Origin of the sequence: Streptomyces sp. NBC_01166, assembly GCF_045039765.1 — a bacterium.
In the GTDB taxonomy this organism is placed as follows: Bacteria; Actinomycetota; Actinomycetes; order Streptomycetales; family Streptomycetaceae; genus Streptomyces.
Genome location: NZ_CP108613.1, coordinates 6,109,531 through 6,133,257, shown reverse-complemented (window position 1 = coordinate 6,133,257; position 23,727 = coordinate 6,109,531). Strand labels below are relative to the sequence as shown.

Annotated in this window: 13 protein-coding genes, 1 tRNA gene and 3 rRNA genes; 4 read left to right on the top strand and 13 right to left on the bottom strand. The window is 66.1% G+C overall.

The window, feature by feature from the left end; translation table 11 throughout:
- Window positions 1-79 precede the first annotated feature (79 nt).
- On the top strand, window positions 80-1,018 hold the full coding sequence (locus OG379_RS28330) for a MerR family transcriptional regulator (RefSeq protein ID WP_405665798.1): 939 nt from the start codon (window positions 80-82) through the stop codon (window positions 1,016-1,018).
- 513 nt (window positions 1,019-1,531) lie between these two features.
- Here the strand turns inward: OG379_RS28330 and OG379_RS28325 are convergent.
- The 7 genes from OG379_RS28325 to thyX form a co-directional block, all read right to left on the bottom strand.
- Window positions 1,532-1,604: transfer RNA gene (locus tag OG379_RS28325), tRNA-Thr, on the bottom strand.
- Between the two features lie 251 nt (window positions 1,605-1,855).
- A 5S ribosomal RNA gene (gene rrf / locus OG379_RS28320) occupies window positions 1,856-1,972 on the bottom strand.
- A 79-nt stretch (window positions 1,973-2,051) separates the two neighbouring features.
- Window positions 2,052-5,177: ribosomal RNA gene (locus OG379_RS28315) — 23S ribosomal RNA — on the bottom strand.
- 304 nt (window positions 5,178-5,481) lie between these two features.
- Window positions 5,482-7,007, bottom strand: a 16S ribosomal RNA gene (locus tag OG379_RS28310).
- Together the 16S, 23S and 5S rRNA genes with 1 tRNA gene alongside form the textbook arrangement of a ribosomal RNA operon.
- A 652-nt stretch (window positions 7,008-7,659) precedes the next feature.
- On the bottom strand, window positions 7,660-9,345 hold the full coding sequence (locus tag OG379_RS28305) for a ribonuclease J (protein ID WP_393766460.1): 1,686 nt from the start codon (window positions 9,343-9,345) through the stop codon (window positions 7,660-7,662).
- A 130-nt stretch (window positions 9,346-9,475) separates the two neighbouring features.
- Entirely contained in the window at window positions 9,476-10,375 is a 900-nt protein-coding gene (dapA, locus tag OG379_RS28300; RefSeq protein ID WP_405665796.1) for a 4-hydroxy-tetrahydrodipicolinate synthase, read from the bottom strand.
- Between the two features lie 151 nt (window positions 10,376-10,526).
- Window positions 10,527-11,264, bottom strand: coding sequence for an FAD-dependent thymidylate synthase (thyX, locus tag OG379_RS28295; RefSeq protein WP_393766462.1), 738 nt, complete (start codon window positions 11,262-11,264; stop codon window positions 10,527-10,529).
- A gap of 175 nt (window positions 11,265-11,439) precedes the next feature.
- On the opposite strand from thyX, the gene OG379_RS28290 reads away from it, so the two are divergent.
- Window positions 11,440-11,679 carry a hypothetical protein gene (locus tag OG379_RS28290; RefSeq protein ID WP_104789522.1) on the top strand — a complete coding sequence of 80 codons (240 nt, stop codon included), beginning with the start codon at window positions 11,440-11,442 and terminating at the stop codon, window positions 11,677-11,679.
- Between the two features lie 93 nt (window positions 11,680-11,772).
- A complete protein-coding gene (locus OG379_RS28285; protein ID WP_405665794.1) occupies window positions 11,773-12,324 on the top strand; it encodes a hypothetical protein in 552 nt (183 codons plus the stop codon).
- Between the two features lie 55 nt (window positions 12,325-12,379).
- Here OG379_RS28285 and OG379_RS28280 read toward each other — a convergent pair whose 3' ends face one another.
- The 6 genes from OG379_RS28280 to eccD form a co-directional block, all read right to left on the bottom strand.
- Window positions 12,380-12,832: a hypothetical protein gene (locus OG379_RS28280; RefSeq protein ID WP_393766464.1), complete on the bottom strand. Its 453-nt coding sequence runs from the start codon at window positions 12,830-12,832 to the stop codon at window positions 12,380-12,382.
- Window positions 12,833-12,846: 14 nt separating this feature from the next.
- Window positions 12,847-13,599: a 4-hydroxy-tetrahydrodipicolinate reductase gene (dapB, locus tag OG379_RS28275; protein ID WP_405665792.1), complete on the bottom strand. Its 753-nt coding sequence runs from the start codon at window positions 13,597-13,599 to the stop codon at window positions 12,847-12,849.
- Window positions 13,600-13,622: 23 nt separating this feature from the next.
- Window positions 13,623-15,002: a M16 family metallopeptidase gene (locus OG379_RS28270; protein WP_393766466.1), complete on the bottom strand. Its 1,380-nt coding sequence runs from the start codon at window positions 15,000-15,002 to the stop codon at window positions 13,623-13,625.
- Entirely contained in the window at window positions 14,999-17,212 is a 2,214-nt protein-coding gene (locus OG379_RS28265; protein WP_328904477.1) for a polyribonucleotide nucleotidyltransferase, read from the bottom strand. The genes OG379_RS28270 and OG379_RS28265 overlap by 4 nt, the downstream gene beginning before the upstream one ends.
- A gap of 270 nt (window positions 17,213-17,482) precedes the next feature.
- Window positions 17,483-17,773 (bottom strand): 30S ribosomal protein S15, encoded by a 291-nt coding sequence (gene rpsO / locus OG379_RS28260; RefSeq protein ID WP_003965855.1) that lies wholly within the window; start codon window positions 17,771-17,773, stop codon window positions 17,483-17,485.
- 176 nt (window positions 17,774-17,949) lie between these two features.
- Window positions 17,950-19,452: a type VII secretion integral membrane protein EccD gene (gene eccD, locus OG379_RS28255; RefSeq protein WP_405665790.1), complete on the bottom strand. Its 1,503-nt coding sequence runs from the start codon at window positions 19,450-19,452 to the stop codon at window positions 17,950-17,952.
- Window positions 19,453-19,698: 246 nt separating this feature from the next.
- On the opposite strand from eccD, the gene eccCa reads away from it, so the two are divergent.
- The gene (gene eccCa / locus OG379_RS28250) at window positions 19,699-23,661 is read left to right on the top strand and encodes a type VII secretion protein EccCa (RefSeq protein WP_405665788.1); all 3,963 of its coding nucleotides are present in this window, start codon (window positions 19,699-19,701) and stop codon (window positions 23,659-23,661) included.
- Window positions 23,662-23,727: the final 66 nt, after the last annotated feature.

Sequence of the window (23,727 nt, the reverse complement as noted above, 5' to 3'; positions counted from 1 at the left end):
GCCGTAGGCCGCCGGCGAGTGGTGTCGCCTGTCCATTGACCTTGAGTCTCCAGTGACTGGAGACAGCAGAGTGGGGGACATGGACGTTACGACCCTCTACTCGATCGGGGAGCTCTCCCGGCGGACCGGCTTGTCTGTGAGGACCATCCGGTTCTACTCCGATTCGGGGGTGGTAGCGCCGACCACCCGTAGTCCCGCCGGTTATCGGCTCTACGACCCCGACGCACTGCTTCGTCTGGAACTCCTCCGCACACTGCGCGAGCTGGGGATGGACCTGCCGACGATTCAACGGGTACTGGACCGCGAGCTCTCGGTGGCGGAAGTCGCCGCGACGCACGCTGACGCCATGGACGTCCAGATCCGGACACTGCAACTGCGCCGGAGCGTTCTGCGAGTCGTGGCAAGCCGCGGGTCCAGTCCCGAGGAGACCCAGCTCATGCACAGGCTCACGCAGTTGTCCGGCGAGGAACGCCGACGTCTGATCGACGATTTCATGGATGGCACCTTCGGCACAGTGGATGCCGCCCCGGCCGCAGTGGCCATGGTGCGCGCTGCCACTCCCGACCTCCCCGATGATCCGACCGGCGAGCAGGTCGCCGCCTGGGTGGAACTCGCCGAGCTGGTCGGCGACGAGGATTTCCGCGCCCGGATGCGCCGGACGGCCGTACGCCAGGCCGCTGGACGCCCCCTCGGCATCGAGCGCGACGCAGGTGAGGAGCTGATGGAGTTCACCCGTCAGAAGGTGGCCGACGCCAGGAGGGCGGGCATCGACCCGCTCAGCAACAGGGTCGCCCCCGTCGTCGACGACCTCGTGCACCGCTTCGCCGAGGTGTTCGCGCGCACCCCTGACACGGAATTCCGGGACTGGATGGCGCAGCAGTTCGAGGAGGCGCACGATCCCAGGGTGGACCGGTACTGGCGGCTGGTGTGGATCGTCAACGGCTGGCAGGCAGTACCGAACCTGATCCCGGTGTACCCCTGGCTCACCCAGGCCCTGCGAAACGACCGCGCCGCATAGTCACCGCAGTGGGCACCGCCCAGAGTCCCTGAATGAGTCGGGCTGTCCGGTAATGCCTCGGGTCGAAGCGTATCCGGTGATCGCGCATGAGTCGTTGCCGATCGGCGCCAAGCCTGCCCCGGAGGTACGCGGTTGCCCGCTGCGGCTGGCGTGGCGGGCAACCCAGCGTCTGCGAGCCTCAGACGGAGAAGCCTGTGACGTTCCGCGGGGCCACCCAGACAATCAGCCGGAGCACCTCCTCCGGCTCGGTCGGCGGGTCTTCGCCCCGCAAGTCACAGCGGAGGCCCCGCCCGCTGGCAGGCGGGCAGCAGCGCCCTCGCGCTCCTTGACCTCCGATTCCGACCGCTGCCGGGCCGCCGCGCTCTGCGCTGAGGCAGGGTTCGTGACCAGCCGGAGTCGGCCGCTCGTATGGTCGCCCGGTTCCTCAGGGCTGTACACCGGCTCGACTGAGGCCCGGGAACCTCCGGACATGAGAAAGGCCCCCGCCAGCGGCGGGGGCCTTTCTCTGTGTTGAGCCCCAATGCGGAATCGAACCGCAGACCTTCTCCTTACCATGGAGACGCTCTACCGACTGAGCTATTGGGGCCTGCTGCCTTGCGGCAACGGAATAAAGCATACCCCGAACTCAGGGGTGCTCAGAACCACCGGTTCGAAGTTTCCACTCGCGTTTCCCCAAGGCCGCGTTGCCGCCGGCTCGGCCTCCGCAGAACCTCCCGGCCCTCACGACTGGCCTCAGGCCTGCCCTCCCTCGAGGGCTTGCGGTCGGACTGGAGAGGCCTTGCCGTGAACGCAGAAAAGCCCCGTGCCACAAGGGCACGGGGCTTTCCCGGAATAATTGTTCGGCGGCGTCCTACTCTCCCACAGGGTCCCCCCTGCAGTACCATCGGCGCTGAAAGGCTTAGCTTCCGGGTTCGGAATGTAACCGGGCGTTTCCCTAACGCAATGACCACCGAAACACTATGAAATTAACCAACACCGGATAAAAACACGGCCGTTCGTTATTTCAGAACTAACACAGTGGACGCGAGCAACTGAGGACAAGCCCTCGGCCTATTAGTACCAGTCAGCTCCACCCGTTACCGGGCTTCCACATCTGGCCTATCAACCCAGTCGTCTACTGGGAGCCTTAACCACTCAAGGTGGTGGGAATACTCATCTCGAAGCAGGCTTCCCGCTTAGATGCTTTCAGCGGTTATCCTTTCCGAACGTAGCCAACCAGCCATGCCCTTGGCAGGACAACTGGCACACCAGAGGTTCGTCCGTCCCGGTCCTCTCGTACTAGGGACAGCCCTTCTCAATATTCCTACGCGCACAGCGGATAGGGACCGAACTGTCTCACGACGTTCTAAACCCAGCTCGCGTACCGCTTTAATGGGCGAACAGCCCAACCCTTGGGACCGACTCCAGCCCCAGGATGCGACGAGCCGACATCGAGGTGCCAAACCATCCCGTCGATATGGACTCTTGGGGAAGATCAGCCTGTTATCCCCGGGGTACCTTTTATCCGTTGAGCGACAGCGCTTCCACAAGCCACTGCCGGATCACTAGTCCCGACTTTCGTCCCTGCTCGACCCGTCGGTCTCACAGTCAAGCTCCCTTGTGCACTTACACTCAACACCTGATTGCCAACCAGGCTGAGGGAACCTTTGGGCGCCTCCGTTACTCTTTAGGAGGCAACCGCCCCAGTTAAACTACCCATCAGACACTGTCCCTGATCCGGATCACGGACCCAGGTTAGACATCCAGCACGACCAGAGTGGTATTTCAACGACGACTCCACAACCACTGGCGTGGCCGCTTCAAAGTCTCCCACCTATCCTACACAAGCCGAACCGAACACCAATATCAAACTATAGTAAAGGTCCCGGGGTCTTTCCGTCCTGCTGCGCGAAACGAGCATCTTTACTCGTAGTGCAATTTCACCGGGCCTATGGTTGAGACAGTCGAGAAGTCGTTACGCCATTCGTGCAGGTCGGAACTTACCCGACAAGGAATTTCGCTACCTTAGGATGGTTATAGTTACCACCGCCGTTTACTGGCGCTTAAGTTCTCAGCTTCGCACACCCGAAAGTGCACTAACCGGTCCCCTTAACGTTCCAGCACCGGGCAGGCGTCAGTCCGTATACATCGCCTTACGGCTTCGCACGGACCTGTGTTTTTAGTAAACAGTCGCTTCTCGCTGGTCTCTGCGGCCACCCCCAGCTCACCGAGTAAATCGGATCACCAGTGATGGCCCCCCTTCTCCCGAAGTTACGGGGGCATTTTGCCGAGTTCCTTAACCATAGTTCACCCGAACGCCTCGGTATTCTCTACCTGACTACCTGAGTCGGTTTAGGGTACGGGCCGCCATGAAACTCGCTAGAGGCTTTTCTCGACAGCATAGGATCATCCACTTCACCACAATCGGCTCGGCATCAGGTCTCAGCCTTAATGTGTGACGGATTTACCTACCACACGGCCTACACCCTTACCCCGGGAACAACCATCGCCCGGGTTGGACTACCTTCCTGCGTCACCCCATCGCTTACCTAGTACAAGTCTGGTTCGTCGGCTCCACCACTACCCTCAACTCCGAAGAGATCGGGCCGGCTTCACGGACTTAGCATCGCCTGATTCAGTATTGGGCGTTTCAAAGCGGGTACCGGAATATCAACCGGTTGTCCATCGACTACGCCTGTCGGCCTCGCCTTAGGTCCCGACTTACCCTGGGCAGATCAGCTTGACCCAGGAACCCTTAGTCAATCGGCGCACACGTTTCTCACGTGTGTATCGCTACTCATGCCTGCATTCTCACTCGTGAACCGTCCACAACTCGCTTCCGCGGCTGCTTCACCCGGCACACGACGCTCCCCTACCCATCCACACAGGCGTTGGCCCTATATGTGTGAATGACACGACTTCGGCGGTACGCTTGAGCCCCGCTACATTGTCGGCGCGGAATCACTTGACCAGTGAGCTATTACGCACTCTTTCAAGGGTGGCTGCTTCTAAGCCAACCTCCTGGTTGTCTCTGCGACTCCACATCCTTTCCCACTTAGCGTACGCTTAGGGGCCTTAGTCGATGCTCTGGGCTGTTTCCCTCTCGACCATGGAGCTTATCCCCCACAGTCTCACTGCCGTGCTCTCACTTACCGGCATTCGGAGTTTGGCTAAGGTCAGTAACCCGGTAGGGCCCATCGCCTATCCAGTGCTCTACCTCCGGCAAGAAACACACGACGCTGCACCTAAATGCATTTCGGGGAGAACCAGCTATCACGGAGTTTGATTGGCCTTTCACCCCTAACCACAGGTCATCCCCCAGGTTTTCAACCCTGGTGGGTTCGGTCCTCCACGAAGTCTTACCTCCGCTTCAACCTGCCCATGGCTAGATCACTCCGCTTCGGGTCTAGAGCGTGCAACTCAATCGCCCTATTCGGACTCGCTTTCGCTACGGCTTCCCCACACGGGTTAACCTCGCTACACACCGCTAACTCGCAGGCTCATTCTTCAAAAGGCACGCAGTCACGACTGCATGTGCAAGCACATACAGCGACGCTCCCACGGCTTGTAGGCACACGGTTTCAGGTACTATTTCACTCCGCTCCCGCGGTACTTTTCACCATTCCCTCACGGTACTATCCGCTATCGGTCACCAGGGAATATTTAGGCTTAGCGGGTGGTCCCGCCAGATTCACACGGGATTTCTCGGGCCCCGTGCTACTTGGGTGTCTCTTAAACGAGCCGTTGATGTTTCAGCTACGGGGGTCTTACCCTCTACGCCGGACCTTTCGCATGTCCTTCGCCTACATCAACGGTTTCTGACTCGCCTCACAGCCGGCAGACTGTGAAAAAGAGATCCCACAACCCCGTATGCGCAACCCCTGCCGGGTATCACACGCATACGGTTTGGCCTCATCCAGTTTCGCTCGCCACTACTCCCGGAATCACGGTTGTTTTCTCTTCCTGAGGGTACTGAGATGTTTCACTTCCCCTCGTTCCCTCCACACTGCCTATGTGTTCAGCAGCGGGTGACAGCCCATGACGACTGCCGGGTTTCCCCATTCGGAAACCCCCGGATCAAAGCTTGGTTGACAGCTCCCCGGGGACTATCGTGGCCTCCCACGTCCTTCATCGGTTCCTGGTGCCAAGGCATCCACCGTGCGCCCTTAAAAACTTGGCCACAGATGCTCGCGTCCACTGTGCAGTTCTCAAACAACGACCAGCCACCCATCACCCCACCCATACAGGCGAGTTCACTGGGGCCGGCAACCAAAGGGACAGACTCAAACGAGCCCGTACCTTCAGATACCCAACAGCGTGCCCGACCCGATCAACCCGTTCCCGTTTTCCACGCCGAAGCAGTACTAACGAAACCGTGCTCATCGTGCCGAATAGTCAACGTTCCACCCTTGAGCAACCACCGTCGAACATTTGCCGACGAAATGGTCTCTGGATTCCCCGAAGAGAACCTAGATGCTCCTTAGAAAGGAGGTGATCCAGCCGCACCTTCCGGTACGGCTACCTTGTTACGACTTCGTCCCAATCGCCAGTCCCACCTTCGACAGCTCCCTCCCACAAGGGGTTGGGCCACCGGCTTCGGGTGTTACCGACTTTCGTGACGTGACGGGCGGTGTGTACAAGGCCCGGGAACGTATTCACCGCAGCAATGCTGATCTGCGATTACTAGCAACTCCGACTTCATGGGGTCGAGTTGCAGACCCCAATCCGAACTGAGACCGGCTTTTTGAGATTCGCTCCGCCTCGCGGCATCGCAGCTCATTGTACCGGCCATTGTAGCACGTGTGCAGCCCAAGACATAAGGGGCATGATGACTTGACGTCGTCCCCACCTTCCTCCGAGTTGACCCCGGCAGTCTCCTGTGAGTCCCCATCACCCCGAAGGGCATGCTGGCAACACAGAACAAGGGTTGCGCTCGTTGCGGGACTTAACCCAACATCTCACGACACGAGCTGACGACAGCCATGCACCACCTGTATACCGACCACAAGGGGGGCACCATCTCTGATGCTTTCCGGTATATGTCAAGCCTTGGTAAGGTTCTTCGCGTTGCGTCGAATTAAGCCACATGCTCCGCTGCTTGTGCGGGCCCCCGTCAATTCCTTTGAGTTTTAGCCTTGCGGCCGTACTCCCCAGGCGGGGAACTTAATGCGTTAGCTGCGGCACCGACGACGTGGAATGTCGCCAACACCTAGTTCCCAACGTTTACGGCGTGGACTACCAGGGTATCTAATCCTGTTCGCTCCCCACGCTTTCGCTCCTCAGCGTCAGTAATGGCCCAGAGATCCGCCTTCGCCACCGGTGTTCCTCCTGATATCTGCGCATTTCACCGCTACACCAGGAATTCCGATCTCCCCTACCACACTCTAGCTAGCCCGTATCGAATGCAGACTCGGGGTTAAGCCCCGAGCTTTCACATCCGACGTGACAAGCCGCCTACGAGCTCTTTACGCCCAATAATTCCGGACAACGCTCGCACCCTACGTATTACCGCGGCTGCTGGCACGTAGTTAGCCGGTGCTTCTTCTGCAGGTACCGTCACTTTCGCTTCTTCCCTGCTGAAAGAGGTTTACAACCCGAAGGCCGTCATCCCTCACGCGGCGTCGCTGCATCAGGCTTTCGCCCATTGTGCAATATTCCCCACTGCTGCCTCCCGTAGGAGTCTGGGCCGTGTCTCAGTCCCAGTGTGGCCGGTCGCCCTCTCAGGCCGGCTACCCGTCGTCGCCTTGGTAGGCCATTACCCCACCAACAAGCTGATAGGCCGCGGGCTCATCCTTCACCGCCGGAGCTTTTAACCCCGCCCCATGAGGGACAGAGTGTTATCCGGTATTAGACCCCGTTTCCAGGGCTTGTCCCAGAGTGAAGGGCAGATTGCCCACGTGTTACTCACCCGTTCGCCACTAATCCACCCCGAAGGGCTTCATCGTTCGACTTGCATGTGTTAAGCACGCCGCCAGCGTTCGTCCTGAGCCAGGATCAAACTCTCCATGAATGTTTTCCCGTAATCGGGAGAGCACCACAAAAGAGCGGGACAACCAACCGGAATAGGGTTGGCAATCCACTGCGTCCTCGCTGATGTTGCCTACCTGCCACATGGGCCGGTAGGACTTCAAAGGAACCACCAACCCACCGAAGTGGGCCGGGGTATCAACATATTTGGCGTTGACTTTTGGCACGCTGTTGAGTTCTCAAGGAACGGACGCTTCCTTCGGTCCCGTTTCACCGGGGCCCTCCGGGCGCTTCCCTTCGTTCTTGCGTTTCCGACTCTATCAGACTCTTTCGTGTCCGATTCCCGGTCGAAGCGGGTTCCTGCTCAATCGCTTTCCAGTTCTTCGCTTTCGCGTTTCCCTTTCCGGCGGTTCCAACTTTACCAGACTCTTTTCCGTTCCGTTTCCGGTCCGAATTTGATTCCGGTGGCCTATGGAGTGGCCTTTGCCTTTCGGCGCATCCGACTTTATCAGAGATTCTGAGTCGGATTTCCCGCCTCCTCGAAGGGCTCCCGGCGCACATGTGCGCGAGGTGCTTCCCCTTCAGGCGGAGTGGCAAACGTACTGGAGCGGGGTGCCCCGATGCAAATCGGGGCACCCCGCTCCTGGTTGGCGGCCTGCCGGCGGTCAGTCGGCGACCGCCGGCGGCCGTCCGGGTCAGACCTCGACGACGACCGGAAGGATCATCGGACGCCGACGGTAGGTGTCCGACACCCACTTGCCCACCGTGCGCCGGACCAGCTGCTGGAGCTGGTGGGGCTCCATCACGCCGTCCTGCGCCGACTTGTTGAGGGCTTCCTCGACCTTGGGCACCACCGCGGTGAACGCGCTGTCGTCGATGCCGGAGCCGCGGGCCTGGATATGAGGACCGCCGACGATCTTGCCGGACGAGCTGTCGACCACGATGAAGACCGAGATGATCCCCTCGTCGCCGAGGATCCGGCGGTCCTTGAGAGAGGTCTCCGTGACATCGCCGACCGAAAGGCCGTCGACGTACACATAGCCGGCCTGGACCTTGCCGACGATCTTCGCCTTGCCGTCGACGAGGTCGACGACCACGCCGTCCTCGGCGATGACGATGTGGTCCTTCGGCACGCCGGTCAGCGCACCCAGCTCGGCGTTGGCCCTGAGGTGGCGCCATTCGCCGTGTACCGGCATCAGGTTCTTCGGCTTGCAGATGTTGTAGAAGTACAGCAGCTCGCCGGCCGAGGCGTGGCCCGAGACGTGGACCTTGGCGTTGCCCTTGTGGACGACGTTCGCGCCCCAGCGGGTCAGGCCGTTGATCACGCGGTAGACCGCGTTCTCGTTGCCCGGGATCAGCGACGACGCCAGGATCACCGTGTCGCCCGGAACGATCCGGATCTGGTGGTCACGGTTGGCCATACGGGAGAGGGCCGCCATCGGCTCGCCCTGGGAGCCCGTGCAGACCAGCACGACCTCGTCGTCGGGCAGGTCGTCGAGGGTCTTGACGTCGACGACCAGACCGGCGGGCACCTTCAGATAGCCCAGATCGCGGGCGATCCCCATGTTGCGGACCATGGAGCGTCCGACGAAGGCGACCCTGCGGCCGTACTCGTGGGCGGCGTCCAGGATCTGCTGGATGCGGTGGACGTGGCTGGCGAAGCTGGCCACGATGATGCGCTTCTGCGCGTTGGCGAAGACCGTACGCAGGACGTTGGAGATGTCCCGCTCCGGCGGAACGAAACCGGGGACCTCCGCGTTCGTCGAGTCGGAGAGAAGAAGGTCGATGCCTTCCTCGCTCAGCCTGGCGAAGGCGTGCAGGTCGGTGAGACGGCCGTCCAGCGGGAGCTGGTCCATCTTGAAGTCACCGGTCACGACAGCCATGCCCGCGGGGGTGCGGATGGCGACCGCGAGGGCGTCCGGGATGGAGTGGTTGACCGCGATGAACTCGCAGTCGAAGACGCCGATGCGCTCACGCTGTCCCTCGGTCACCTCGAGGGTGTAGGGACGGATCCGGTGCTCCTGGAGCTTGGCCTCGATGAGTGCGAGGGTCAGCTTGGAACCGATGAGCGGGATGTCCGGCTTCAGCCGGAGCAGATACGGGACGGCACCGATGTGGTCCTCGTGGCCGTGCGTGAGCACGATGCCCTCGATGTCGTCCAGGCGGTCCCGGATGGTGGTGAAATCCGGAAGGATCAGGTCGATGCCTGGCTGCTCCTCCTCCGGGAAGAGCACACCGCAGTCGACGATGAGCAGGCGGCCGCCGTACTCGAAGACCGTCATGTTGCGGCCGATCTCGCCCAGGCCGCCCAGCGGGGTGACCCGCAGGCCGCCCTTCGGGAGCTTCGGCGGGGTACCGAGTTCAGGATGCGGATGACTCAAAAGACTCTCCTTACCACGCGCGCCACGTACCGCTGAGGGCACGTGGCGCGCATGTCATTCGTGCACTTGCTGTTGTCAGGTGGTGTTTCCGCCGCGAGTGTCCTCGCGTATTCAGTTGTGAAGTCCGTGGTTAGAGCTGTACCCCACCGGCAGCCAGATCGATCTTGAGCTGGGCCGTCTCCTGGGCGGAGAGTTCCACCAGAGGGAGGCGCAGCGGGCCGGCGGGCAGGCCCTGCAGGGTGAGCGCGGCCTTGGTGGTGATCACGCCCTGGGTGCGGAACATCCCGGTGAAGACCGGGAGCAGCTTCTGGTGGATCTCCGTGGCCTTCTGGACGTCACCGCCGAGGTGGGCCTCGATGAGCGCGCGCAGCTCCGGGGTGACGACATGGCCGACGACGGAGACGAAACCGACGGCGCCGACCGAGAGGAGCGGGAGGTTGAGCATGTCGTCGCCGGAGTACCAGGCGAGGCCGGACTGGGCGATGGCCCAGCTGGAACGGCCCAGATCTCCCTTGGCGTCCTTGTTGGCGACGATCCTGGGGTGCTCGGCGAGGCGTACGAGCGTCTCTGTGTCGATCGGCACACCGCTGCGGCCCGGAATGTCGTACAGCATGACCGGGAGCTCGGTGGAGTCCGCGATGGCGCCGAAGTGACGGAGGAGACCCTCCTGCGGCGGCTTGTTGTAGTACGGCGTGACCGCGAGGAGGCCGTGGGCACCGCTGCGCTCGGCGGTGCGGGCCAGCTCGATGCTGTGCCGGGTGTCGTTGGTGCCGACGCCGGCGACGACGTGGGCCCGGTCTCCTACAGCTTCCAGCACAGCCCGTACGAGCTGGTCTTTCTCCGCGTCGCTGGTGGTCGGGGACTCGCCCGTGGTGCCGTTGACGACCAGGCCGTCATTGCCTGCGTCCACCAGATGGGCGGCGAGCCGCTGGGCGCCGTCGAGGTCGAGTGCGCCGTCCGCCGTGAAGGGCGTGACCATGGCGGTGAGGACCCTCCCGAAGGGGGTCTGCGGAGTGGAGATCGGAGCCATGGGTAACACGCTACTCGTTGCTCGGAGCCCCGCGCTCCCTCGGGGGACGAGGAAGAGGAGCCCGGCACTGCCTGCTCGGGGGTTCAGGCAGTGCCGGGTCCGTTTGATCAGCCTAGATGAACTTCACGAAACGTCGCAATACGGACACCGCCTACGGGGCTACCCGTCCGTTTTTGTTGAAGGCGGCATGAGTGAGCGGCATCAGGCTCTGCCAGTGCTGTTCCATCTGCTCGCCAACCATTTCGATCTCGCGCTGCGGGAAGGACGGCACCTTCGCCAGCTCGTGCTGCGTACGCAGGCCGAGGAAGTGCATCAGCGAGCGGGCGTTGCAGGTGGCGTACATCGTGGAGAACAGGCCGACGGGGAGCACCGCCCGGGCGACCTCGCGGGCGACCCCGGCAGCGAGCATCTCCTGGTAGGCGTCGTACGCCTGGCGGTACGACGCCTCCATGGCGCGGCTGGTGAGCTCGTGCTGCTCCGGGGTTCCCTCAACGAATTCGTACTTGCCGGGGCGGCCCTGCTGGATGAGCTTGCGGGACTCGCCCGGGACGTAGAAGACCGGCTCGAGCTCCCTGTAACGGCCCGATTCCTCGTTGTACGACCAGCCCACGCGGTGCCGCATGAACTCACGGAACACGAAGATCGGGGCGCTGATGAAGAAGGTCATCGAGTTGTGCTCGAACGGGCTGCCGTGCCGGTCCCGCATCAGGTAATTGATGAGCCCCTTGGAGCGCTCGGGGTCCTTGGCGACCTCTTCCAGGGACTGCTCCCCTGCCGTCGACACGCGGGCTGCGAACAGCACGTCGGAGTCGCCGGCAGCTGATTTCACCAGGTCAACGGTGACATCGCTGCGGAAGTGGGCCTTCGTGGGCTCGGGGGTGTCGGTCACCGGCGGGGGTCCTTCCAATGGCGTCGCTCGGGCGGCGTCCACTCTACGGGCCTAGGGAGCGGCCTCCGTCAGCGGGAAATTTTGGACGGGTTCGGCGATTCGGGGCACCGATGAGGCCTCTCGTACGTCTGACTCATTAGCAGCACCCGTCACAGAGTTCAAGGAGAGCTTCCTCATGTTCCGCCGGCGTGAATCCGTCCCGTTCTCGTTCGTTGCCGAGGCCGACCGGTTCCGCAGTAATGTCACTCCGCCTCCCCGCCGGCGCGCCACGCGTTCCCAGCTGGCCGCCCATTCCCTCGTAGGGCTGACGCTGATCGCCGGCTTCGCCGGTTCGCTGCTCTTCGGCCTGCCCGCTCTCGACACCGACCGGACGCCGTCGCACAGCCAGACGTCCGAGGCCGCCCAGCACCGCTGACCCGTACGGGCCCCCTGGGGTGGTCGGCCGGGGGGCTGCTCGGTAGCCTCACCGGGCACAGCAATCGAGCGTGCTTGTGAGTGAGGATCAGTCGTGCCCCTGCCCTTCCTGACGGCCGACCGCGCATTCGAGGCGGAAGCGGAGGACATCGCGCTGCCGTTCGACGACCACGACAGCTGGCGGCGGCCCTACCGCCCCGGCCCGTGGCGGGTCGCGGCGGCAGCCACCCTGCTGCTGCTGGCGTCCTTCGTCCTGCTGGCCGCGATGATCATCACGTTCGCCGGATCGCTCTCCGGCGCCAGCGTGTGTTTCGTGCTCGCCGCCGTGGTGATCACGAGTGCGCTGCGGCTGCTCCGGGTCGGTGCCTGGGTGAGCCGGCACGGCGTACGCCGGGTGGGTTTCTTCCTCACGACCACCGTCCGGTGGGCCGACGCCGCAGCCGTGCGCACGGTGCAGCAGCCGGTCAAGTGGCTCGGTCTCCCGCGCACCGTCCAGGGACAGGCCCTGATCGTGGTGCGCAAGGGCGGCGAGCCGTTGGCGCCGCTGGTCACCGACCACAACGCGGACTTCCTGGCCCGCGCCGAGGCGTTCGAGCGTGCCACGGACTCTCTCGAGGCCTGGGGCGACGAATACCGCACCCACTGACCCGAAGGCCCCCCACGGGGCCGCCGGGACACCTCACAAGCCGGTACGGCGCCCGTCAGGCGCGTACCGGCTTGTTCGTGTGCAGGGCGATGGCGCGCTGCATCGCCTTGCGGGCACGTGGGGTGTCCCTCGCGTCCTGGTAGGCCACCGCCAGCCGGAACCAGCAGCGCCAGTCGTCCGGGCTGTCCTCGGTCTCCTCCCGGCGCCGCGCGAAGACGGCGTCGGCGGAGTCGCGGTCGATACGCCCGGAGGGGGTGCGCACCAGCTCGTCCACGGGGAGGCCGCCCTCCGCGTCCAGTTCGGCGGCCAGGGCGTTGGCCCTGCGTACGAACTGGGTGTTCTTCCAGAGGAACCAGATGCCGATCACCGGCAGGATCAGCACGGCCACGCCGAAGGTGACCGTGAGCAGCGTGCCGTGCTTGATGAGCAGGACGCCGCGGCTGCCGGCCAGGACGAAGTAGAAGACCAGTACGGCGGCGGTGACGACGTAGGTGAGCTTTGCGCGCATGGGGTTGGGCCCAGTCAGTTCAGGTCGAGGAAGTGTTCCAGGCCGAAGGTGAGGCCGGGAGTGGTCACCACGCGGCGGGTCCCGAGCAGGATGCCCGGCATGAAGCTGCTGTGGTGCAGCGAGTCATGGCGCAGGGTGAGGGTCTCGCCCTCACCGCCCAGCAGGACCTCCTGGTGGGCGAGGAGGCCGCGGAGCCGGACCGAGTGGACCGGGACCCCGTCGACGTCCGCGCCGCGGGCTCCGTCCAGCGCGGTGGCGGTGGCGTCGGGCTGCGGCGCCGCTCCGGCCTTCTCCCGGGCCGCCGCGATGAGCTGGGCGGTGCGGGTGGCCGTGCCGGAGGGTGCGTCCGCCTTGTTGGGGTGGTGCAGCTCGATGACCTCGACGGATTCGAAGTAGCGGGCGGCCTGCTCCGCGAACTTCATCGTGAGGACCGCGCCGATGGAGAAGTTCGGCGCGATGAGCACACCGGTCTCCGGGGAGGCGGAGAGCCAGGTGTTCAGCTGCGCGAGCCGTTCGTCGGTCCAGCCCGTGGTGCCGACGACCGCGTGGATCCCGTGCCGGACGCAGAAGTCGAGGTTGTCCATCACCGACGCGGGTGTGGTCAGCTCGACGACCGCCTGGGCGCCCCTCTCCGTGAGGGCCTCCAGCGAGTCCCCGCGGCCCAGCGCGGCCACCAGCTCCATGTCGTCGGCGGCCTCCACGGCTCGTACCGCCTCGGACCCGATGCGTCCCTTGGCGCCGAGAACGGCCACGCGCAGCTTGCTCATGTGTTCTTTTCCTTACGGGGTGGTTAGGAGACCGCTTCCTGGAGGCGGTCGGCCTGCTTGTCCTTCAGCGGGCCGATGACCGAGAGCGAGGGCCGCTGTCCGAGGACGTCGGCCGCGACGGCCCGGACCTCGTCGGGGGTGACCGCCGCGATCTTCGCCAGCATGTCATCCACGGACATCTGTTCGCCCCAGCAGAGCTCGCTCTTGCCGATGCGGTTCATGAGCGCGCCCGTGTCCTCCAGTCCGAGGACGGTGGACCCGGCGAGCTGTCCCACGGCGCGGCTGATCTCCTCGTCGCCGAGGCCGTCCGTCGCCGCGCGGTCGAGCTCGTCCCGGCAGATCTTGAGGACGTCGTGCACCTGGCTGGGGCGGCAGCCCGCGTACACGCCGAAGAGCCCGCAGTCGGCGAAGCCCGAGGTGTACGAGTACACGCTGTAGGCCAGGCCGCGCTTCTCCCGCACCTCCTGGAAGAGGCGGGAACTCATGCCACCGCCGAGCGCGGTGTTCAGGACGCCGAGCGCCCAGCGGCGCTCGTCGGTCCTGGCCAGGCCGGGCATGCCGAGAACGACGTGGGCCTGCTCGGTCTTGCGGTTCAGCAGTTCGACGCGGCCGGTGGCGCGCAGCGTGCGGGAGCCTTCGCGGGGCGCCGTGGGGACGGCGTCGGTGCGGCCCAGGGCCCCGGCACGTTCGAACGCCTTGCGGACCTGCCGTACGACCGTGGCGTGGTCGACGTTGCCGGCGGCGGCGACGACGAGGTGCGTGGGGTCGTAGTGCTTCTTGTAGAAGCGGGCGATCTGGCCGCGGTTCAGGGCGTTGATCGTGTCGACGGTGCCGAGCACGGGGCGGCCCAGCGGGGTGTCACCGAGCATCGTGTGCGCGAACAGGTCGTGCACGCAGTCGCCCGGGTCGTCCTCCGTCATCGCGATCTCCTCGAGGATCACGCCGCGCTCGGCGTCGACGTCCTCGGAGGCGATCAGGGAGCCGGTCAGCATGTCGCAGACGACATCGATGGCCAGCGGCAGATCCGTGTCCAGGACCCGCGCGTAGTAGCAGGTGTACTCCTTCGCCGTGAAGGCGTTCATCTCGCCGCCGACCGCGTCGATCGCGGACGAGATGTCGAGGGCACTGCGCTTGGCCGTGCCCTTGAAGAGGAGGTGTTCGAGGTAGTGCGTCGCGCCGTTCAGGGTGGGCGTCTCGTCGCGCGAGCCGACGTTGGCCCAGATCCCGAAGGTGGCGGAGCGTACGGAGGGCAGCGTCTCGGTGACGACCCGGAGACCGCCCGGGAGTACGGTGCGGCGGACCGTGCCGATGCCGTTGCTGCCCTTGAGAAGCGTTTGGGTACGGGCGACGGCCCGCCCCTCCGAGGAGGGGCGGGCCGTCGTCACGGAACTACGGGACGTCACTTGTCGGTGTCGTCCTTCTTCTCGTCCTCTTCGCCCTCGACCACGGGGATGAGGGAGAGCTTGCCGCGGGAGTCGATCTCCGCGATCTCGACCTGGACCTTGGCGCCGACGCCGAGCACGTCCTCGACGTTCTCCACGCGCTTGCCACCGGCGAGCTTGCGGATCTGCGAGATGTGCAGCAGACCGTCCTTGCCGGGCATCAGGGAGACGAACGCACCGAAGGTGGTGGTCTTGACGACCGTACCCAGGTAGCGCTCGCCGACCTCCGGCATGGTCGGGTTGGCGATGGCGTTGATCGTGGCGCGGGCGGCCTCGGCCTGCGAGCCCTGCTGGGCACCGATGTAGATGGTGCCGTCGTCCTCGATCGTGATGTCGGCGCCGGTGTCCTCCTGGATCTGGTTGATCATCTTGCCCTTGGGGCCGATGACCTCACCGATCTTGTCCACCGGGATCTTGACGGTGATGATCCGCGGGGCGTTCGGGGACATCTCGTCCGGGACGTCGATGGCCTCGTTCATGACGTCCAGGATGTGCAGACGCGCGTCACGGGCCTGCTTCAGCGCGGCGGCCAGGACCGAGGCGGGGATGCCGTCGAGCTTGGTGTCGAGCTGGAGCGCGGTCACGAACTGCTTCGTACCGGCGACCTTGAAGTCCATGTCGCCGAAGGCGTCCTCCGCACCGAGGATGTCGGTGAGGGCGACGTAGTGCGTCTTGCCGTCGATCTCCTGCGAGATCAGGCCCATGGCGATACCGGCGACGGCGGCCTTGAGGGGCACACCGGCGTTCAGCAGCGACATGGTGGAGGCGCAGACCGAGCCCATGGACGTCGAGCCGTTGGAGCCCAGCGCCTCGGAGACCTGGCGGATCGCGTAGGGGAACTCCTCGCGCGACGGCAGCACCGGCACGATGGCACGCTCGGCGAGCGCGCCGTGGCCGATCTCGCGGCGCTTGGGCGAGCCCACGCGGCCGGTCTCACCGACGGAGTACGGCGGGAAGTTGTAGTTGTGCATGTAGCGCTTGCGGGTCACCGGGGAGAGGGTGTCCAGCTGCTGCTCCATACGGAGCATGTTGAGGGTGGTGACGCCCAGGATCTGGGTCTCGCCACGCTCGAACAGCGCCGAGCCGTGCACGCGCGGGATGGCCTCGACCTCGGCGGCGAGCGTACGGATGTCCGTGACGCCGCGGCCGTCGATGCGGACCTTGTCCTTGATGACGCGCTCGCGGACCAGCTTCTTGGTCAGCGCGCGGTAGGCACCGGAGATCTCCTTCTCGCGGCCCTCGAAGGCCGGGAGGAGCTTCTCGCCCGCGATCTCCTTGATGCGGTCGAGCTCCGCCTCGCGCTCCTGCTTGCCGGCGATGGTGAGCGCCTTGGCGAGCTCGGTGCTGACGGCCTTGGAGAGCGCCTCCAGGACGTCGTCCTGGTAGTCGAGGAAGACCGGGAACTCGCCGGTGGGCTTGGCGGCCTTGGCGGCGAGGTCGGACTGGGCCTTGCAGAGCGCCTTGATGAAGGGCTTCGCGGCCTCGAGACCGGCGGCGACGACCTCTTCGGTCGGGGCCTCGGCGCCGTCCTTGACGAGCTGGATGGTCTTCTCGGTGGCCTCGGCCTCGACCATCATGATCGCGACGTCGCCGTCCTCCAGGACGCGACCGGCGACGACCATGTCGAAGACGGCGTCCTCGAGCTCGGTGTGCGTCGGGAAGGCGACCCACTGGCCCTTGATCAGGGCGACGCGGGTGGCGCCGATCGGGCCCGAGAAGGGCAGGCCCGCCAGGATCGTGGACGCGGAGGCGGCGTTGATCGCGACCACGTCGTACAGGTGGTCGGGGTTGAGCGCCATGATCGTCTCGACGATCTGGATCTCGTTGCGCAGGCCCTTCTTGAAGGAGGGGCGCAGCGGGCGGTCGATCAGGCGGCAGGTGAGGATCGCGTCCTCGGAGGGCCGGCCCTCACGGCGGAAGAAGGAGCCGGGGATCTTGCCGGCCGCGTACTGCCGCTCCTCGACGTCCACCGTGAGGGGGAAGAAGTCGAGGTTGTCCTTGGGCCGCTTGGAAGCGGTGGTGGCCGACAGCACCATGGTGTCGTCGTCCAGGTACGCGACGGCGGAGCCTGCGGCCTGCTTGGCCAGGCGGCCCGTCTCGAAGCGGATGGTGCGGGTGCCGAAGGTTCCGTTGTCGATAACGGCTTCGGCGTAGTGGGTCTCGTTCTCCACTAGTGATTTCTCCATACTCGTCGTCTTTCGTCCTGCCGCCCGTGTGGCGGAGGACGGTGCGGAGAAGCGCACCGTGTGTGCGGGGCCGGTCTTCGATCGAAGCTCCCGGGCGTTGTCCCGGGGGCCACTACCGAGGACCGGCGGCGGCCGTGGGGCGCCTCTCCTCGTCTGGTGTTGTACGTCCAGGTTACTGAGCCGGGGCCCGGTACCGCACGTACGGCAAAGGGAGCGGTCCCCTGGAAGTGGGTACCGCTCCCTTCAACAGCGTCTTTACTTGGCGCCGCCGGCCGCGCCACGGCGGATGCCGAGGCGGTCGACGAGCGCACGGAAGCGCTGGATGTCCTTCTTGGCAAGGTACTGCAGGAGGCGGCGACGCTGGCCGACCAGGATCAGCAGACCACGACGGGAGTGGTGGTCGTGCTTGTGCGTCTTGAGGTGCTCCGTCAGGTCCGAGATCCGGCGGGAGAGCATGGCGACCTGGACCTCGGGGGATCCGGTGTCACCCTCCTTCTGGGCGAACTCGGACATGATCTGCTTCTTCGTAGCGGCGTCGAGCGGCACGCGTACTCCTCTTGATGTTCGATGCGCCCACGAGTGCCCCTGGTCTTGATCTCAGGGGAGCTTCCATGACTCGGAGGCGAAGGTCCGATGAGCGCAGCCCCCAGGATGATCCGGGGACGCGTACACAAACGGCCACTGGTCAGAGTACCAGCCCTTCGGGACACCCCCGACGGGTGTCAGCTGGTGAGCGCCCGGATCGAGTGGTAGACGTCGAAAACGGCGAGGCACAGCGGCAGCAGCGTGAGGAGTACGCAGGCTTCGGCGACCTCCAGGAAGCGCCCCCAGAACGGGGTGACGCCCTTGCGCGGCACGATCAGGCCTATGGCGGTGATCAGCGCGGCCACGCCCGCGACCGCGGCGGTGAGCCAGATCGTACGGATGTCGAGTCCCGCGCTGTCGCCCTTGAGCGCGGCCAGGAACAGCTCGACCGGCGGGTTGAGCGACAGCCCGAGGCCGAGGAGTACGAGCGCGGAGAGACCCGCCCCCAGGGCGCAGCCGACCTGGGCCGTGTAGCGGAAGAGGTGGGCGCGCATCAGCATCGCGACCCCGGTGGCGAGCGCCAGCAGCTGGCCCCAGACGCTGTCCGAGAAGCCGAGCACCGCGGCCGCACCGACGGCGACCAGCGCGCATCCGCCGACCAGGCCGAGGAGCAGTTCGTGGCCGCGCCGGGCCTGGGCGGCGATGCGGTCTGCGTCGACGGGGCCCTGCGGGGCCGGGTCGGACGTCCCGTAGTCGCCGACGGTGGTGCGGGGAGGCTCGAAGCCGATCGGGAGGCGGGCGAAGCGGGTGGAGAGTCCGGGCAGGAAGCCGAGGAGCCCCACGGAGAGGGGCGCGCAGACGGCCGCGGTCTCGGACGGCGCCATGCCGGTCATGATCGCGATGAAGGTCACCAGCACGCCGATGGCGGAGGCGAACACGAACGCGACGAACGTTCCGTCGCCCTCGGGGGCGGCGATCATGAGGATCACCGACACCACCAGCACGGCGGCACAGGCGAGCAGGAACTGGAGCCTGCCGATGCCCTGGCCCTGGCTGAGCGAGAGGAGCCCGGCGCCGGCGACCGCGGCGTTGGCGAGTGCGCCGATCCCCAGCGCGATGGACGACCCACGGTCCGCGTAGACACGCGCGCGTACGCACGCCAGCGCGAGAAGGAGCAGGGCGGTGACGGCGGCCAGGATGCCCGGCAGGCCGTGCATGTCGTGCCGGACGTCGGAGGTCCACAGCACGAAGCCGAGCAGGACCAGCAGGACGGACCCGCCGAAGAGGCCGGCCGAGCGCATCAGGGTGTCACCCCAGAGGGTGCGGTCCCGGGCGACGGCTGTGGCGACGGCGTCGGAGACGTCGTCGAAGACCGCGGGGGGCAGCGACTCCGAGAAGGGCCGCAGGGACAGCAGCTCGCCGTCGAGGACGCGCAGGCCTGCCAGCGTGCGCCCGCTGTCGAGCACGGTGCCGTCACGCCGCACCAGGTGATAGCCGACCGGGGCGCCCTGGGCGGGGCTCTGCCCCGACAGCCGGAGGATCTCCGGGTAGAGGTCGGCGACGGGGATGTCCTCGGGCAGCGCCACGTCGACGCGACTGTCGGGCGCGACGACCGTGACCCGGCAGAAGCCGGTTCCGTTGCCGGCCGGAACTCCGGGACCCGGCCGACCGGATCCGGTAGCCGCCGTTTGGGCCGTCATAGTCACCTGCTGCTCCCCCTCATGCTTCTCCTGGGTTCCCTCTGGAACGCACCCCTGGGCCAAGGGCTCCAGCTGCGTCCCGAATGACCCATTTTTTTGCGGTAGTTAGCGGATGCGTACACGCGTCGCGACACCCTACCGCCCTCGGGTCGACGGGTACGCCAGTAGGATCCTCCCGCGGACGGAACCCGTCGCCACGGGGGCGCCGATAGGAACAGTTCCGTCCGGCAAGGGAATTGGTGAGCTGTGAGCCAGATTGTCGTCAAGCGCCCACCGCGGGCCCTCCCCTCCGAAGTTCCGGGCGAGCAGGTGCAGTTGCAACCTCCGCCCGAGTTGCCCCGTGGGCAGCAGGAGGGGGTGATGATGCAGCTGCTGCCGATGCTTGGCATGGGTGGTTCCGTCGTCTTCTTCTTCATGACGCCGAACCCGATCATGCGGATCATGGGCATGATCATGATTGCGTCGACGGTCGCGATGGCCATTGCGATGATCATCCGTTTCCGGCGCGGCACCCAGGGTCAGCTCGCGGACATGCGGCGCGACTACCTGAAGTACCTGACGCAGACCAGACGCGCTGTGCTGAGGACCGCCCGGCAGCAGCGCGACGCGCAGTTCTACCTCCACCCGTCCCCGGAGCAGCTGTGGGCGCTCGTCGCCGAGGGCAGCCGGGTGTGGGAGCGCCGTGTCGGGGACGCGGACTTCGCCCACGTGCGGATCGGCCTGGGCAGCCAGGAACTCGCCACGCCGCTCGTCGCACCGGACACCGCGCCGGTCGATGAGCTGGAGCCGCTGACCGCCGGGGCGATGCAGCAGTTCCTGACGACCCACAGCACGCTGGACGGGCTGCCGATGGCGGTCTCGCTCCGCGCCTTCTACCACCTGACGATCAGCGGTGAGGCGGAGTCCGCGCGTGCCACGGCCCGCGCGATGGTCGGGGCGCTCGCCTCGCTGCACTCCCCCGAGGACCTGATCATCGCCGTAGCGACCGGTCGCGACGCCGCTCCGCGCTGGGAATGGACGAAGTGGCTCCCCCACGTCCAGGTGCAGGGCTCCATCGACGGCGCCGGCAGCCGCCGCCTGATCACGACGAGCGTCGCGGAGCTGGAGGAGATGCTCGCGGGCCGTCTCGACGGCCGGCCTCGCTTCCAGCCGGGTGGCCAGCCGATCCTCGACCAGCCGCACGTCGTCGTCGTGCTCGACGGCGAGTCCGTGCCGGCGACGTCGGCGCTCGCGTCGGCGGAGGGCCTTCAGGGCGTGACGGTCGTCGAGATCGTCACGGGCCAGGTCACCGGAGCGCGCGGCGGCCTCTCCATCGTGGTCGACCCCCACTCGCTGCAGCTGGAGTCGGGGCACGGCCTGGTGTACGACGGCCTCCCCGACCTGCTGAGTCACGAGGCCGCGGAGGCGCTGGCGCGTCAGCTGGCTCCCCTCCACGTGGCGTCGGGCGGGGACGACGACGAACCGCTGCTCGCCAATCTGGAGTTCACCGATCTGCTGAATCTCGGAGACGCCGCCTCGGTCGACGTCAGCCGGACCTGGCGGGCCCGCTCGCAGGCGGAGCGGCTCCGGGTGCCGATCGGCGTGGGCGAGGACGGCGGCCCCGTGATGCTGGACCTCAAGGAGGCGGCGCAGGAGGGCATGGGCCCGCACGGTCTCTGTGTCGGCGCCACCGGTTCCGGAAAGTCCGAGCTGCTCCGCACGCTCGTCCTCGGCCTCGCCGTCACCCACACGTCGGAGACGCTGAACTTCGTCCTCGCGGACTTCAAAGGTGGCGCCACCTTCGCCGGCATGGCGCAGATGCCCCACGTCGCAGCGGTGATCACCAACCTCGCGGACGACCTGACACTGGTGGACCGCATGGGCGACTCCATCAGCGGTGAGCTCAACCGCCGCCAGGAGATGCTGCGCGACGCGGGCAACTACGCCAACATCCACGACTACGAGAAGGCGCGGGCCGCGGGTGCGCCGCTGCAGCCCATCCCGTCTCTCGTCCTGGTCATCGACGAGTTCAGCGAGCTGCTCACGGCCAAGCCGGACTTCATCGAGATGTTCGTGCAGATCGGGCGTATCGGCCGTTCCCTGGGTGTCCATCTGCTGCTGGCCTCGCAGCGCCTCGAGGAGGGGCGGCTGCGCGGCCTGGAGACCTATCTGTCGTACCGGATCGGTCTGCGTACGTTCTCCGCCGGCGAGTCCCGCGCCGCGCTGGGCGTGCCCGACGCCTACCACCTGCCCAATGTCCCTGGTTCGGGCTATCTGAAGTACGGCACGGACGAGATGGTGCGCTTCAAGGCGGCGTACGTCTCCGGGGTGTACCGCTCGGGCGCCCAGCCGGCCGCGGCCTCCGGCCCTCTGCCGGTGGACCGCAGGCCGGTGGTGTTCACCGCGGCTCCGGTGCCGGTGCGTTACGTACAGCCGACGGCGCAGACCGGCGTACCCGACGCCCGCACGTCCGAGGACGACGCCCTGGCCGACACGGTGCTCGACGTGATCGTGCGCCGGCTGGAGGGCCGGGGGGCGTCCGCGCACCAGGTGTGGCTGCCTCCGCTGGACAATCCGCCGTCGCTGGACGAGCTTCTGCCTGGGCTCTCCGCTGTGGAGGGGCGCGGGCTGACCCAGCCCGGGTTCGAGGGCTCGGGACGCCTCGTCGTACCGCTGGGTGTGGTCGACAAGCCGTACGAGCAGCGCCGCGACACGCTGTACCGGGACTTCTCCGGCGCGGCGGGCCACATGCAGATCACCGGCGGCCCGCAGTCGGGCAAGTCCACGCTGCTGCGCACCCTCATCGCGGGCTTCGCCCTCACCCACACGCCCCAGGAGGTCCAGTTCTACGGACTCGACTTCGGTGGCGGCGGCATGGCCTCGGTCTCCGGTCTCCCCCATGTGGGAGGGGTCGCGTCCCGGCTCGACCCCGAACGGGTGCGCCGTACGGTCGCCGAGGTGTACGGGATCATGGCGCGGCGCGAGGAGTACTTCCGCAGCGCGGGCATCGACTCCATCGCCACCTTCCGCAGGATGCGGGCGCGCGGCGATATCTCGGCGACGGACCAGCCGTGGGGCGACGTGTTCCTGCTGATCGACGGCTGGGGCAACTTCCGGACGGACTACGAGGGCCTGGAATCCGCGGCCATCGACATCGCACAGCGCGGTCTCGGCTACGGCATCCACCTGATCGTCACGGCTTCGCGCTCCATGGAGGTCCGGGCCAACCTCAAGGACCACCTGATGAACCGGCTCGAACTGCGGCTCGGTGACGTCATGGACTCCGAGCTGGACCGCAAGGCCGCGGTCAACGTGCCCGCCGGCGTACCCGGTCGCGGTCTCACCCCGGAGAAGCTGCACTTCATGGCCGCGGTACCGCGGATCGACGGCATCAACTCCGACAGCGACCTGTCCGAGGCCACGGCCGCCATGAACCAGGAGGTCGCCCGGCACTGGACCGCGGCGCCCGCCCCGGCGGTCCGACTGCTGCCCCGCGAACTCCCGGTCCGCGAACTGCCCTCGGGCTACGCGCGGCCGGAGCGGGGCATCGCGTTCGGCATCGACGAGAACAACCTGGAGCCGGTCTTCCTCGACTTCGAGCGGGACCCGTTCTTCCTGGTGTTCGGCGAGAGCGAGTCCGGCAAGTCCAACCTGTTGCGCCTGCTCATCAAGCAACTGACCGAGAGGTACGAGGGGAACGCCGCCAAGTTCTTCGTCATCGACAACCGGCGAGCGCTCCTGGACGTCACCCCCGCCACGCACCTGGCGGAGTACGTGCCCATGTCCAACAACATGGAGCACCACGCGGACGCCCTGTACGACCTGATGAAGCGCCGCACCCCCTCGCCCGAGGTCACGGCGCAGGAGCTGCGTGATCGCAGCTGGTGGAGCGGCCCCGACGTGTACGTGGTCGTCGACGACTACGACCTGGTCTCGACGTCGAGCGGCAACCCGCTGGCGAAGCTCACGGAGATGCTGCCGTTCGCCCGCGACGTCGGCGTGCGGTTCATCATCGCCCGCAGCACGGCGGGAGCAGGCCGCGCACTGTACGAGCCCTTCCTGCAGCGCATCCTGGAACTGGGCGCGCAGGGCGTGATGCTCTCGGGCGACCCCATCGAGGGCGACATCCTCGGCAACGTACGACCGCGCCCGATGCCCCCGGGGCGAGGGGTGTTCGTCACCCGGCGCCGCGGGAATCCGCTGGTGCAGTCCGGTCTCATGGACGGGTAGCGGCAGGGCGTACCGCGGTACCGGGGCGGGCGGTGACGGCAGGCGCATGCGCGCCGCTGTTGCCGC

Excerpts from the sequence above, each read along its gene's own strand:
- OG379_RS28330 (WP_405665798.1), top strand. The coding sequence starts at position 80 with ATGGACGTTACGACCCTCTACTCGATCGGGGAGCTCTCCCGGCGGACC.
- dapA (WP_405665796.1), bottom strand. The coding sequence starts at position 10,375 with ATGGCTCCGATCTCCACTCCGCAGACCCCCTTCGGGAGGGTCCTCACC.
- OG379_RS28290 (WP_104789522.1), top strand. The coding sequence starts at position 11,440 with ATGTTCCGCCGGCGTGAATCCGTCCCGTTCTCGTTCGTTGCCGAGGCC.
- OG379_RS28280 (WP_393766464.1), bottom strand. The coding sequence starts at position 12,832 with ATGCGCGCAAAGCTCACCTACGTCGTCACCGCCGCCGTACTGGTCTTC.
- dapB (WP_405665792.1), bottom strand. The coding sequence starts at position 13,599 with ATGAGCAAGCTGCGCGTGGCCGTTCTCGGCGCCAAGGGACGCATCGGG.
- eccD (WP_405665790.1), bottom strand. The coding sequence starts at position 19,452 with ATGACGGCCCAAACGGCGGCTACCGGATCCGGTCGGCCGGGTCCCGGA.